The organism is Parahaliea maris, assembly GCF_008064665.1.
GTDB lineage: Bacteria > Pseudomonadota > Gammaproteobacteria > Pseudomonadales > Halieaceae > Parahaliea > Parahaliea maris.
In genome coordinates, this window is the sequence record NZ_VRZA01000006.1 from 232,800 (window position 1) to 246,263 (window position 13,464).

At 62.8% G+C, this 13,464-nt stretch carries 13 protein-coding genes; 9 read left to right on the plus strand and 4 right to left on the minus strand.

What is annotated here, in order from left to right; translation table 11 throughout:
- Positions 1–432: 432 nt before the first annotated feature.
- Both FV139_RS16760 and FV139_RS16765 read right to left on the minus strand, forming a co-directional pair.
- Positions 433–2,187, minus strand: coding sequence for an N-acyl-D-amino-acid deacylase family protein (locus FV139_RS16760; RefSeq protein WP_148069610.1), 1,755 nt, complete (start codon positions 2,185–2,187; stop codon positions 433–435).
- Positions 2,188–2,319: 132 nt separating this feature from the next.
- Positions 2,320–3,255, minus strand: coding sequence for a histone deacetylase family protein (locus FV139_RS16765; RefSeq protein ID WP_148069611.1), 936 nt, complete (start codon positions 3,253–3,255; stop codon positions 2,320–2,322).
- 116 nt (positions 3,256–3,371) lie between these two features.
- On the opposite strand from FV139_RS16765, the gene FV139_RS16770 reads away from it, so the two are divergent.
- Both FV139_RS16770 and FV139_RS16775 read left to right on the plus strand, forming a co-directional pair.
- Complete coding sequence (locus FV139_RS16770) at positions 3,372–6,080, plus strand: bifunctional acetate--CoA ligase family protein/GNAT family N-acetyltransferase (RefSeq protein WP_148069612.1); 2,709 nt, start codon at positions 3,372–3,374, stop codon at positions 6,078–6,080.
- A gap of 81 nt (positions 6,081–6,161) precedes the next feature.
- On the plus strand, positions 6,162–6,593 hold the full coding sequence (locus FV139_RS16775) for a CBS domain-containing protein (RefSeq protein ID WP_235898693.1): 432 nt from the start codon (positions 6,162–6,164) through the stop codon (positions 6,591–6,593).
- A gap of 54 nt (positions 6,594–6,647) precedes the next feature.
- Here the strand turns inward: FV139_RS16775 and FV139_RS16780 are convergent, their stop codons facing one another.
- On the minus strand, positions 6,648–7,601 hold the full coding sequence (locus FV139_RS16780) for a zinc-dependent alcohol dehydrogenase (RefSeq protein ID WP_148069613.1): 954 nt from the start codon (positions 7,599–7,601) through the stop codon (positions 6,648–6,650).
- Between the two features lie 333 nt (positions 7,602–7,934).
- Here FV139_RS16780 and FV139_RS16785 point away from each other — a divergent pair, with 333 nt between their 5' ends.
- The 7 genes from FV139_RS16785 (at position 7,935) to chrA (ending at position 12,788) form a co-directional block, all read left to right on the plus strand.
- Positions 7,935–8,255: an antibiotic biosynthesis monooxygenase family protein gene (locus tag FV139_RS16785; protein ID WP_148069614.1), complete on the plus strand. Its 321-nt coding sequence runs from the start codon at positions 7,935–7,937 to the stop codon at positions 8,253–8,255.
- Positions 8,256–8,317: 62 nt separating this feature from the next.
- Positions 8,318–8,863, plus strand: a complete 546-nt coding sequence (locus FV139_RS16790; protein WP_148069615.1) for a GNAT family N-acetyltransferase — start codon at positions 8,318–8,320, stop codon at positions 8,861–8,863.
- Positions 8,864–8,910: 47 nt separating this feature from the next.
- Positions 8,911–9,543 (plus strand): MarC family protein, encoded by a 633-nt coding sequence (locus FV139_RS16795; RefSeq protein WP_148069616.1) that lies wholly within the window; start codon positions 8,911–8,913, stop codon positions 9,541–9,543.
- Positions 9,544–9,621: 78 nt separating this feature from the next.
- Positions 9,622–10,101, plus strand: a complete 480-nt coding sequence (locus FV139_RS16800) for a GFA family protein (protein WP_148069617.1) — start codon at positions 9,622–9,624, stop codon at positions 10,099–10,101.
- 214 nt (positions 10,102–10,315) lie between these two features.
- On the plus strand, positions 10,316–11,233 hold the full coding sequence (gene rimK, locus FV139_RS16805) for a 30S ribosomal protein S6--L-glutamate ligase (RefSeq protein ID WP_148069618.1): 918 nt from the start codon (positions 10,316–10,318) through the stop codon (positions 11,231–11,233).
- An 8-nt stretch (positions 11,234–11,241) separates the two neighbouring features.
- Positions 11,242–11,589 (plus strand): YidH family protein, encoded by a 348-nt coding sequence (locus FV139_RS16810; protein ID WP_148069619.1) that lies wholly within the window; start codon positions 11,242–11,244, stop codon positions 11,587–11,589.
- A 17-nt stretch (positions 11,590–11,606) separates the two neighbouring features.
- Positions 11,607–12,788, plus strand: coding sequence for a chromate efflux transporter (gene chrA / locus FV139_RS16815; protein ID WP_235898694.1), 1,182 nt, complete (start codon positions 11,607–11,609; stop codon positions 12,786–12,788).
- Between the two features lie 89 nt (positions 12,789–12,877).
- Here chrA and FV139_RS16820 read toward each other — a convergent pair whose 3' ends face one another.
- A complete protein-coding gene (locus FV139_RS16820) occupies positions 12,878–13,216 on the minus strand; it encodes a hypothetical protein (RefSeq protein ID WP_148069620.1) in 339 nt (112 codons plus the stop codon).
- Positions 13,217–13,464: the final 248 nt, after the last annotated feature.

A 13,464-nucleotide genomic window follows, 5' to 3' on the forward strand; every position in this document is an offset into this window, starting at 1 on the left:
CTCAGGATGGCAGTGAGTCAATCACCGCGGCAGTCGCACAATCTTCCGGGTGGAAAAATACCGCTCGTCCGCCTGACACGGGCGCTGGTCGTCCCGGCGCCAGGTGGTTCCCCCGGCGCTGCATACTCTTCTTATCGCTGCTACTGCTCCAGGCGGCCTGCACCTCGTTGCAGCCGACCAGTCAACCCGAGGAATTCGCGGCTCCCCCTGTGGTGTCACCGTTCTGGCAATCACTGGAGCTCGCCACATCGGGCGACTGGCATGTACTGCTCAACCGCGGCCCACAGGCCCTGGATTTACGCCTGCGGGCGATTGACAGTGCCCAGGAACAGATAGACCTGCAGACCTTATGCAGCGCATTGAAGACTGGATGTTCTCTCTGGCGCCTATCGAAAGCGAACTCTGAGTGCAGCGCCCGGCCGGCGGCCCGCCTCAGGCGGCAACCACGGCATCGGGTTGCGCCGGCGCCGGCTGGGCGCCGCGAATCAGCCTGCCCGGCAGTTTCCCCGTGGGCTCTCCGTCGCGCATGATGACCTCGCCGCTGACCAGGGTGTAGCGGTATCCTTCGGCGCCCTGGAACACCCGGCGCCCGCCGGCGGGAAGGTCGAAGATAACCTCCGGGCGTTTCACCTGCAGGGCCTCGAAGTCGATGATGTTGATATCGGCTTTCATGCCCGGCGCCAGGGTGCCGCGGTCATCCAGGCCCATGCAGCGGGCCGTATCATGGGTGTGCATTTTTACCGCCTCCTCGAGCCCGAGGCGCTCGCCTGACGCGCGGTCCCTGACCAGGTAACTCAGCAGGTAGGTGGGAACGCTGGCGTCACACAGCACGCCGCAGTGGGCGCCGGTGTCCGCCAGGCTGAGCACGGAGTGCTCGTCCTTCAACATGGCGAACTGACGGCTGAGGTCGCGACTGCCGTAACCAAACAGGGGGCAGTAGAGCAGGGTGGTGCCGTCATTCTGCAGTAGCGCGTCATAGGCATACTCCTCCGGTGCAACGCCGGCCTGCTGGGCCAGGTACTCGATGCTGTCCTCATACCCTGGTTCGTAGTTGGGGCGCTCGCCCATGATGTAGAGGTTGTCGTAACCCCGGGTGATCGCATCGAGAAAGAAATCACCACCCGTCTCGATGGGCGGTTCGGACAGTATTGCCTCCCGCAGTTTGGGGTCTCGTAACTGTGCCAGGCGCTCTTCCCGGGGCAGGCCGGCCAGGGGCGCGTAGTGCGGGTTGAACATGAAGGGGTGGACGGTGCCGTCCCAGCCCATGAGGATGTTCACCGGGCGGGCCCCCACATGGGGTATCAGGCGGGCGCCGTCTTTGCGTGCTTCGCGCACAAACTGGAGTTGTTGCTGTACCCGCTTCCAGTCACTCTCCTCACGGAAAAACAGGACGAAATTGACCTGGCAGTCATTGTCGATGGACAGCCGCTTCATCCAGGTCATTTCCTCTTCCCAGTTATCGAAGTCCGACACCAGTCCGTAGATGCCCCGGGAGAGGTCACCGATGGCGCTGCCAATGCCCAGTAGCTCGGCGGCGTCGGAGTAGGTGCCGGGCATCACCTGGCCGTCGCGGGTGGTATGCAGTTGGGTGCGGGAGGTGGTGAATCCAATGGCGCCCGCGCCGATGCCCTCGCGCACGATGGCGGCCATGCGCTCGATGTCTTCCGGCGTGGCAAATTCATTGTTTACCCCGCGTTGGCCCATGACATAGGTGCGTACGGCACAGTGCGGCACCTGGGCACCAATATCGATGGCCCGCGGCTTGCGGTCCAGTGCATCGAGGTACTCGGGAAAGCTCTCCCACTGCCATTCGATACCCTCGGCGAGCGCTGCGCCTGGGATGTCCTCGACATCCTCCATCACCTCGATCATGCGTTGGCGTTCTGTTTCCTCGGGTTTGCAGGGGGCAAAACCGACCCCGCAGTTGCCCATGATCAGCGTTGTGATGCCGTGGTGGCTGGCGGGACTCAGGAGGGCGTCCCAGGTGGCCTGGCCGTCCATGTGGGAATGGGTGTCCACCCAGCCGGGAGTCACCAGGCAGCCGCTGGCGTCGATAGTCTCGCGGGCTTCGCCCAGCTTATGGCCCAGGGCCACAATGCGGCCATCGCGGATGGCAATGTCCGCCACGCGAGCGGGGGCGCCGGTGCCGTCCACAACCTTGCCATTACTAATGAGGGTATCGAACACGCTGGTTCCTCCACGGTTTTATTATTCTCGGATTGCGCCAATGGTGCGCAGACCTCACAGACTAGCACCAGCGCTCATGCGGTTATGCGCAGGGCCGTGGATTGTTCCCTGCTGGTTTATCAATTTACCCCGTCAGAGGGCCGCCCCGGTGGGACCAAGCATGGCCTTCAGGTGGGCCTCGACGCAGCGTCCCAGGGCGTGCAGCTCGTAGCCGCCCTCGAGGCAGGAAACCAGCCTGCCCTCGGCGCTGGCGTCGGCCTGCTCGCACAGTTTACGGGTCACCCAGGCGTAGTCGCTGTCGACGAGGTTGAGTCCCGCCATGTCATCGGCCTGGTGGGCGTCAAATCCGGCGGATACCAGGACCAGTTGGGGGGCGAACTCCGTCAGCCTTGGCAGCCAGTCCCGGGTAACCGCAGCGCGGAAGCCCTCGCCGTCGGTGCCTGCGGGCAGGGGGGTGTTGATCACGTTGTCCGCGGTTTTGCCGGCGCCGCTGTCGGGATAGAAGGGATGCTGGAAAGTGGAGCAGAACAGGATACGCTCATCACCCTGGACAATATGCTCGGTGCCGTTGCCGTGGTGCACGTCGAAATCGAGGATGGCGACCCGGTCGAGACCGTGATTTTCGAGGGCGTTGAAGGCCCCGATCGCAATGTTGTTGAACAGGCAGAAGCCCATGGAGCGGTTTCGCTCCGCGTGGTGACCGGGTGGCCGTACGGCACAGAACACCTGTTTGATTTCGCCTCCCATCACCAGGTCGACCCCCAGTTCTGCGGCCCCGGCGGCGTGCAGGGCTGCCTGCAGGGTGTGGGGGTTCATCGCGGTGTCCGGGTCGAGCTGTACATGGCCTTGGCCGGGAGAGCGTGCATAGAGGGATTCGATATAGTCCAGGTCGTGGGCCCGCTCGAGCAGGGCGCGGGAGACCACAGGGGCCTCGTAGTGACGCAAAACCATCTCCAGCCCGCACACCAACAGTCGGTCGTCGATTGCAGTGAGCCTTGCCGGCTGTTCCGGGTGCGGCCCCATTTCGTGCTTGAGGCATTCCGGATGGGAGATAAAGGCAATGGTCATTGGTACTGTTCCGGCTGGATGACTGATGTCAGGGGAGACAAAGCCCTCCCCCGGGCGTCTATACTGGGCATAACTCTAGTACAGGAGCCCGCCAAGGTTAAGCGGGCAGCGCGCGCATGAGACAACACCGCTTGTTCCGCATCTTTGAGCCGGCTTCCGTGGCGGTGATTGGCGCCACTCCGCGACAGGGCTCTGTGGGGTTCCAGGTACTGCACAACCTGCAGGCGGCAGGCTTCAAGGGGGCGATATACCCGGTCAACCGCAATCACGACAGTATCCTGGGCCTCACCTGTTACCCGTCGATCGTCGATATTGACGCCCCGGTCGACCTGGTAGTGATGGCGATACCGGCGGAGCGTATCCCCAATGCCATGCGCAAGTGCATCGCCCGCCGGGTGGGGGGAGTGGTCGTCATCTCGGCGGGTTTCGGCGAGGTTGGCCCCTTTGGTCGCCAGCTCCAGGACGAGATCACGGGCCTCGCGCGGCAGGCCCGGATACCGCTGGTAGGGCCCAATTGCCTCGGCGTGATGAGGCCCAGCCTGGGGCTCAATGCGACCTTTGCCCACAGCGAGGTGCGCAAGGGGCCGGTGGCGCTGGTGTCCCAGTCCGGCGCCTTCTGCACTGCGCTGCTGGACTCCGCCTGGTCGGGCGGGCGGGGATTCTCCGCGGTTGCGTCCCTGGGTGCCACGGCCGATGTGGATTTTGGCCAGGTGCTGGATTACCTGTCGATCGACAACCAGACCCGCAGCATCCTGCTCTACATCGAAGGCGTCGACGACGCCCGGGCCTTTCTCAGCGGGCTGCGTGCTGCGGCGCGGCTGAAGCCGGTGGTGGTGATCAAGCCGGGCCGTCACCAGGCGGGGCAGCGGGCCGCGGTTACCCATACCGGGGGGCACCGCGGCAGCGACGAAGTGTTCAACGCCGCCCTGGAGCGGGCGGGGGCGGTCCGGGTACATACGGTGAATCAGCTCCTTGCGGCGGCCAATACCCTGTCCTCGGGGGTCAGGCTGAAGGGTAGCCGGCTGGCGATCGTCACCAATGGGGGTGGGCCGGGGGTGATGGCCGCCGACCAGGCTGCGGAACTGGAAGTGCCCCTGGCGACCCTGAGCGACGGCAGTATTCGCGCGCTGGCCGAGGTTCTGCCCTCCCACTGGTCACATACGCATCCGGTGGACCTGCTCGGCGATGCTGACCCCCAGCGCTACGAGCAGGCGCTGAGTATCGTGCTGGAGGACCCGAACGTCGATGGGGTGCTGGTGCTGCTGACTCCCCAGGGGGTTACCGAGCCGACTGCCTGTGCAGAGGCGGTGATAGAGGCCGCAAGGGGGAGTCGCAAACCGGTGCTGGCCTGCTGGATGGGGCAGGACCAGGTCCGCGAGGGGCGCTGGAAGTTACAGCGGGAGGGCATCCCGCATTTCAATAGCCCGGAGGCCGGGGTGAATGGCTTCGGTTATCTTGCCGCCTACCATCGCAACCAGCAGAAACTGTTACAGGCACCGCCACCACTGGCCGGGCACCGCCAGGCGCGGGCGGAGTCCGCCCGGGCGATAATCGGCGCGGCCCTGGCGGAGGGGCGTCCGCACCTCGACCCACTCGAAGCGAGGGCGGCACTGTCCGCGTTCGATATCCCGGTATCGCGAGCCATCAACGTGACCAGTCCCGAGGAGGCCAGGCGTGCCGCCGAGACCCTGGGCCTGCCGGTGGTTCTGAAAATCAACTCACCGGATATTGCCCGCAAGAGTGATGTCGGCGGCGTGCGTCTGGACGTTCGGGAGGCGGAGTCAGTGGCCTCTGTCTACCGCGAGATTCTTGCCGCGGTGGAAGAGAAAATACCGGAGGCGGTGATCGATGGTGTCACGGTGGAGTCGATGGAGCACCGCCCCCATGCCCGTGAGGTGGTTGTGGCTATAGAACGGGATGCAGTGTTCGGGCCGGTTATCCGCTTCGGACAGGGCGGCATGGCGGCGGATATCCTGGCGGGCACCTCGGTCGCGATTCCCCCCCTCAATGTGTTTCTGTGCGAAGAGCTGATCCAGCGCAGTAGCGCCGAGCGTCTGTTGTCCGGGCATCGTTTTCTGCCCCCGGCGAATCGCAAGGCGCTTATCGAGTTGCTGATGCGGGCCTCGGAGCTTGCCTGTGAATTGCCTGAAATCGATCTGCTGCTGATGAATCCGGTGCTGGTTGACGAGGAGGGGCTGATGGCGGTTGACGCCTGGATGGCCATTGCACCCTGCGCGTCTGATCGTGGGCGCTATGGCCATATGGCCATTCATCCTTACCCGGAAGGGTTGAGTAGCAGCCTGACCAGTCGTGACGGCCGGACTTTCAACGTGCGACCGATCCGTCCCGAGGACGCCGTCATCGAGCGCCGGTTTGTCGATGGCCTGTCGGCGGAGAGCAAATATTTTCGTTTCATGTACGGGATGGGGGATATTTCGCCAGGGATGCTGGCGCGCTTTACCCAGATTGATTACGACCGCGAGATGGCGCTGGTGGTGGTGGCGGATGACGGCACCGAAGACGCTTGCCTGAAAGCGGTGGCGCGTTACGTGGCCAACCCCGGAGGGGAGTCCTGTGAATTCGCCCTGGCGGTGGCCGATGACATGCAGCGGCAGGGAATCGGCGGCCAGTTGATGGAGCGCCTGATGGAACTGGCCAGCGCCCAGGGCTTTCTGGAAATGGATGGTGATGTGCTGGCGCAAAACGTCAAGATGCTGAAGCTTTGCCGCAAACTGGGCTTCAGCCTCCGGCGCGACCCCGACGACGCCGAAATCATGCAGGTGACACGTTCACTGGACTCGTACGCAGCGACGGCGGTGGTATGATCAGGGGGAACCGAAGCGGAGCTGCGTCGGCACAGGTACCTGAGCTTTTCGTTAGATAATATCCATACCGGGAGAATCGCCATGCCAAACCCAACCAAGATCCGTGATTGTATGCACCGCAATCCCCTCACCATCCGCCAGGATGAAAACCTGGTGAGGGCGATCTCCATGATCGTGGAGTACAAGCTCACGGGCCTGACTGTCACCGACGGTGAGGGAACAGTGGTGGGCATCCTGTCGGAACTCGACTGCATTCGCTCGATCCTCACGGCGCTCTACAACGACGGCGACCCGGAGCACACCCTGGTGGAGGATGCCATGCATGCCGAGGTCCAGACCTGCACCTCTGAAACCAGCATCGTGGAGGTGGCCCAGGCCATGGTAGATACCCGCCAGCGCCGCCGGCCGGTGCTGGAAGGCGGGAAGCTGGTGGGGCAGGTCAGTTCAAACAATATTCTCTGGGCACTGATGGAACACTCCCGGCGCAAGCTCTACGACCAGCGCGGTAGCTGAGCGCCTGGGCTTCCTGGAACTTCACCGGGGCTGTGCCCCGGGCCAGCAGGTCGTTCAGGGATTGAAGGCGACCTTGATGGCTCCCTGTTTGCGATCAGCCGCAATATCGAATGCTTCCGCCGCTGCTTCCAGGGGCAGCCGATGGGTGATGAGGGTCGGTGCAATCAGTGGGTTTTTTGCCAGGGTTGCCGCGGCGATGTCCACATCCCTGACAAGGCCCTGGCGGCCCTGCGCCATGGATGTCACCGTGCGCAGTTCTTTCATGGTCATCTGCATGGCAGGAAAGGTCAGTCCTTCCCAGTAGGTCGCCAGCATGAGAACGGTGCCGCCGTGCCTGCACAGGTTGGCGGCCTGTTCCAGGGCCGCGTCGGTGCCGGCACAGTCAATCACCAGGTCGTAATTCTCGCTCGTGTCGGTGCTCGCATCGCCCAGGGTAGCGCCGAGAATTTCCCCCGCGCGCAACTGGGCGGGGTGCCGTGCAAACAGGTGGACCCATTCCGTGGCCTGCCTGGCGACTGCAACGGCGCACAGGCCAATGGAGCCGCCACCGATAATCGCCACTTTATGTTTGTCAGTGATGCCGGCCTTGGCGATACCGCGTACCGCCACCGACAGCGGCTCAACCAGGCAGGCGTCTTCAGCGCGGATGCCGCCCGGCAGCGGCACCAGGCAATGCTCGGGTACGACCAGGTGTTCGGTCATGCCGCCGTCACGGCCCACGCCCATAATCGTCTCGGTACCCCGCACACACAGGTTGTAGTCCCCGCGTACGCAGCGCTCGCAGTGTCCACAATACACCGAGGGCTCAATTGCGACGGGAATTCCATTGTCAGTGACACCGGCGATCTCGTGTCCCAGGGTGAAGGGGATGGGGAATCCCTGTTGCAACATGTGCAGGTCGCTACCGCAGATACCGGCAGAGGCAACACGGACCCTGACCCCCAGACCGGCAGGTTCAGGTACCTCGTGAACGCAGATCTCGTGGTTGTGGCAGCGAACGGCTTTCATCGCGGGTCAGGGCCTCCGGTAATCGAGTTCAGTGCGCATGTCGCGCCAGAGTAGGGAGCACCCGACGATTCTGTTGTGGTCTGGCGAGAGGGGCAAGCCGGCTGGAGTGGATACCGCGCCGCGGGATGACAGATTGGACTCCGTCATTCAGGGGTGTCGCCCGCGTGGCTGAATTGATACGGTTTGCCGAGTGCATCCGCGAGATTGACTCGCTATCCTTGAGCCGGCAATGCGGCTCTGGAGGCGTCAGCGCCCACAGGTGCCCAGACCGCAGAGAACAGGAACTTTTTGCCAGTGTTCACCCGCTCGAGCCGATCGTAGAGAGAAATCGATATGCCAGCCATTGCCGACACCCCGGAACCGCCTTACTACGCGGTCATTTTTACTTCGACGGTCACTGGGGATAACAGCGGCTACCAGGAGACGGCGCAGCGCATGCTGGAGCTGGCGGCCCGGCAACCGGGTTATCTTGGGGTCGAGTCGGCGCGTGAGGACGTGGGTATCACTGTGTCCTATTGGCGCGACCTGGAGGCCATCCGCAACTGGAAAGCCCAGGCGGACCATCGCGAGGCACAGCGCCTCGGCCGTGAGCGCTGGTATGCACAATACTGCACCCGCATCTGCCGCGTAGAGCGGGACTACCGTGGCCCCTGACGCTGCCGCCACAGCGGTCCCCGCCTGGCGCGATTTTCTCGCACTTGGCCCCGAGGCAATTGATGACTGAGCAAGATCCGAACGAAGTCTCTGAACAGGGAGCCACCATCTGGTATCTGGAGATGCGCGAATCCGATTGGCTGCAGCCCAAGCCAGCGCCCGAGGGGCTTGCGGTCATCGAGGCGGAGGTGCCGGAATACCGATTTAACCGCTACCTCTACCAGTTGGTTGGCGAACCCTGGCAGTGGACCGACAAGCTGGCCCTGAGTGACGATGCCTGGCGGACTCATGTCGAGAGCGAAAACCTGCGTACCTGGGTGGCCTACCATCGGGGCAGTATTGCGGGCTATTACGAGCTCCAGCGCCAGGACGAAGACCAGGTGGAACTTCTATACTTTGGCCTGGCGCCAAAGTTTATCGGTTTCGGCTATGGTGGCTACCTGCTCACCCACGCCATTCGCTCCGCCTGGAGTTGGGGTAGGGTCCGGCGGGTGTGGGTGCATACCTGCAGTGACGATCACGAGGGAGCCCTCAATAACTACAAGGCGCGGGGCTTTCGGCTGTATCTCACCGAGCAGGAAAGTGGCCCCGGCACGATACCCGGGTGATCGTGCCGGCAATGCTGGCAAGGTGCTGACAGGACAGGATCGAATCAATGCAGGAAGTACTGCACTTCTCTACGGTGTTGGCCGCCTTTTTTGCGATCATGAATCCGGTGGCGAATATTCCGCTGTTCATCGGCCTGACAGAGCACGTGGATGACGGCGATCGCCGGCAGTTGGCAACCCATGCGGTCCTGTTGGCCTTTATTATCGTGGCGCTGTTTTCCCTGCTGGGGCGGGAGATATTCTCCCTGTTTGGCATTACCTTGCCAGCATTCCGGATTGCCGGCGGGGCGCTCGTGGGGCTGGTGGGTTACCACTTGCTGCAGGGCGGGGAATCCAGCGTTCATACTCCCACCGCGGAAGACAACAGGCTCAGCCGCGATGCCGCTATGGGCATTGCGGTGAGCCCGTTGGCGATGCCGATCCTGGCAGGCCCAGGTACCATTGCGACCGCCATGAGCTTTGCCGCTGAGGCTTCCCTGCCTTCGATGTTGCGCATTATTGGTGCACTCGCCGTGGTCTGTATTCTTACCTGGATGGCGTTTCTCGGTGCAGAGCCGATCCAGCGTTTTCTGGGTCGGAATGTGATCAAGGTGGTCAGTCGCCTGATGGGACTGATCCTCGCGGTGGTCGGGGTGCAGATGATGATTGATGGTGTAAAAGGCGCTGCTGCCCTCGCCTGAGTAGAGGCGGTTGGGCACCGCTTGTTGGTCTGAACTTCGCTGGCGACAAAACCGCGCCGGAGATACAAGGAGAGATTGATGTCCACACATTGGCAATCCCTTGAGGGTGGTTGTACCTGCGGTGCCGTACGCTACCGGCTGGCGCGGTCTCCCCTGTTTGTCCACTGCTGTCACTGTACCTGGTGCCAGCGTGAGACCGGCTCGGCATTCGTGCTCAACGCGATGGTCGAGGCGGAGGGCGTGCAGGTACTTTGCGGTGAACCTGTGCCGATTGACACACCGTCCAGCAGCGGCAAAGGGCAGGTAATCCACCGCTGTCCCGAGTGTCAGGTCGCCCTGTGGAGCTGCTACTCGGGCATGGGTGAGAAAGTCCGCTTCCTGCGTGTGGGAACACTGGATGAGCCGGGACAGTGCCCACCCGATATCCACATCTTTACCTCCACCCGGCAGCCCTGGGTACAGCTCTCCGGGGAAGTCCCGGTCATGCCGGAATACTACCGTCGTAGCGAGCACTGGCCGGCGGTCAGTATCGAGCGTTTCAACGCCCTGAGGGGTTGATACCTTCCACTGCCCAGGGGGCTAGGCGCGGCGGCAGGTTCCGTGGATAATGCGCCGCCTCCGCGCGGGGGCGTCTTTGCGTTATCGACCTCAGGCCCCTATAGTCAGCGCTAGGCTGTCGATGGGTTGTGCAGATGCACAGGCAACTGCGCCAGGCTTTTGCTTCAGCCTTTTGCTTAAAGCCCCGACACACATTCTCTAATCAGGCAGGTTTATGAAATTAGGCATACTTTCTCGTAACCGGAATCTCTACTCCACCCGGCGACTGGTGGAGGAAGCCGAAGCGCGGGAGCACGAAGTGCGCGTGATCGACGTGCTCAAGTGTTACATGAATATCACTGCCAACGATCCCACCGTTTACTACCAGCGTTCGTCTGACAAGGTCGAGCCGGTGCAGTTCGATGCGGTCATCCCCCGCATCGGTGCCAGCGTCACCGCCTACGGCTGCGCGGTACTGCGGCAGTTTGAAGTTGGCCACACCTACTCCATCAATGAATCCATCGCCATCACCCGCTCCCGCGACAAACTGCGCGCGCACCAGTTGCTGGCGCGGCGTGGCATCGGCCAGCCGGTGACCGCCTACGCGCACTCGGCGCGGGCCACCGATCACCTGATCGAGTCGGTGGGCGGCGCGCCGTTGATCCTCAAACTGACCAACAGTACGCACGGCAACGGTGTGCTGCTGGCCGAAACCAAGAAAGCGGCAGAGGCCCTGATCAATGCCTTCCGGGGCATTGGGTCCGACTTCCTGGTGCAGGAGTTCATCAAGGAGGCCGGCGGCTCTGATATCCGCTGTTTTGTGGTGGGCGAACGGGTCATTGCTGCCATGCAGCGCAAGGCCATCAAGGGCGAGTACCGCTCCAACCTGCATCGCGGTGGGACCGCCGAGGTGATCAAGCTGCGCCCGGAAGAGCGCCGGCTGGCCATCCGGGCGGCCAAGGTCATGGGGCTGGACCTGGCGGGTGTCGATATCCTGCGTTCGGCCCACGGCCCGCTGGTCATCGAGGTGAACTCGTCGCCGGGGCTGGAAGGTATCGAGGCGGCTACCGGCATCAACGTGGCGGGGAAAATCATCGAGTACATCGAGAAGGACTCGAAGGCCGGCCCCAACAAGCCCAAGGGACGCGGCTGAGCCCGTCCATGGGATACCTGCAGGACCCGCGAGTTTTCTACGCCATCGAACGCACCTATCTGGCATGGGTGCGCACCCAACTGGCCATCCTTGCCCTGGCGTTCCTGATCAAGAAGTTCGGTATTGAGGAGGCCCTCGATCCGGAGGCGCAACCCCTGGCGGAGTGGGCCCTGCTGGGGATGTGCCTGCTGGTGGTGGCGATGTCCATGATGTCGTTCTGGCAGACGCGGCTGTCGATCTCCCGACTCGGCGAGCAGGAAATTCCCTCCTCCTCGGCCGTGCGGGTGTTGTACGTCACCGGGCTGCTGTCGATCGGCCTCAATATCGTCATCAGCGCCGTGGTGGCGCTGGTCTGAACGCGGGCGGCAGCGGGGTGTCTTTCCACTCCCCGTGGCCGGTGTTCTGGCGGTTCCTGGTGCTGGGCTGTGTCAGCTTCGGTGGCCCGGCGGCCCATATGGGGTATTTCCACCGGGAGTTTGTCGAACGCCGCCAATGGCTCAGTGAGCAGCACTTCGCTTCCCTGCTGGCCCTGTGCCAGTTTCTGCCGGGGCCGGGTTCCAGCCAGCTCGGGTTTGCCATAGGCCTGCACCGGGCTGGTCTGGCCGGCGCGGTCCTGGCGTTCCTGGGATTCAGCCTGCCCTCACTGCTATTGATGTTCCTGCTCGCCCTGTATGGCGGCTCGCTCAGCGCAGGGCCCCTGGCCGGGCTGGTGCACGGCCTCAAGCTGTTGGCGGTGGTGGTGGTGGCCGATGCCGTGTGGCAGATGTCAAGGTCCCACTGCCGCCAGCGAACCGCCGGCGCTATCGCCCTGCTGGCAGCAGCCCTGTTGTTGGCTCTTGAGGGGCCCTGGGTGCAGTACCTGGTGTTACTTGGAGGCGCCGGACTCGGCTCCCTCGCGCTGCGGGCCGCACCTTCCGCGGAAACGCCCTCGCTGGCGACCATAACGGTAGCCTCCTCGCGCTTACACGCGCTGCCGCTGCTGCTATTTGCAGCGCTTTTTCTGCTGCTGCCGTTGCTGGAGGGAGCCTACCCGGGCTTGGCGCTGTTCAACGCGTTTTTCCAGGCGGGTAGCCTGGTGTTCGGGGGAGGGCATGTGGTGCTGCCCCTGCTACAACACGGCTTGGCGGGGAGTCTGCCCCAGGACAGCTTTCTGCTCGGTTACGCGGCCGCCCAGGCAGTGCCGGGGCCGATGTTTTCGCTCTCTGCTTATCTCGGGGCGGAGCTCTCGCCCGGGGCGCCCGCTCTGGGGGCGGTGGTCGCCGTGGCGGGTATTTTCCTGCCCGGCTTTCTGCTGTTGCTGGGGTTTCACTCCCACTGGACCCAGCTGGCATCCCGGGTTCGGGTGGCGGCGGCCATTCGTGGCGTAAACGCGGCGGTGGTGGGGCTGCTGCTGGCAGCGCTCTACCAGCCTGTGTTTGTCAGTGCGGTGAGTTCGGCGCAGGATGTGGCCCTGTTGCTACTGGGATTTCTCCTGTTGCGGGTATTGCACCTGCCCGTGCCATGGCTGGTTGCCGCGTTTGCGGTGGCCGGTCTGCTGCAGGTGGCAGTCAGGTAGCACCCGTAACAAATAAGGGGCCTTGCGGCCCCTTACTGTGAGGGTCTTTCTCTTTGGGTTTGTGCTGAAACTGCCTGCTCAGGAGTGCCTTACAGCTTGGAAACGTCGAGCAGTTTCCACTCACCCTTTTTGTTGTCTTCCTCGGTGTAGCGGTATTTCACCTTGGCGCCGTCGGGCGCGCTGTTAATCTTGGCGTCCTTGGGCTGCTTGAACTCCACGCGGTTGCTGCGGCGGTTGAGCCTGCAATTGGCGTCATCGCTGGCGCGGCTGGCGGAGTGGAAGGCGACGTAAACGTCTTTGCCGTGTTCACGGGCCTTTTGTTTGTCGACGGTGCCTTCGACGATGCAGTCCTGTGTGACTTCTGCCCAGGTGCCCGCCGCGAACAGGGGCAGTACCGTCAGGGTGATTACCTTGATCAATGTTTTCATGTTGCGTGTACCTCCAGGTCGAGTCGTCTCCCGACGACTTTTTTGGGCGCCTCTCGGCGCGTTTTTCGTGTTCTTCATTCGGCTGTCATATAAATGTCATCATTTCATGATAGGCCATGGAAGTATCATACGGGTCGAATATGGACCTTATCCAGCGCTGTCACGTGATTGTCACAATAATTTCACATTTGTCGTGTAGGCGCATTTAGGTAATAAAAACTCAATAAAAACAATAGGATAGGATTTCG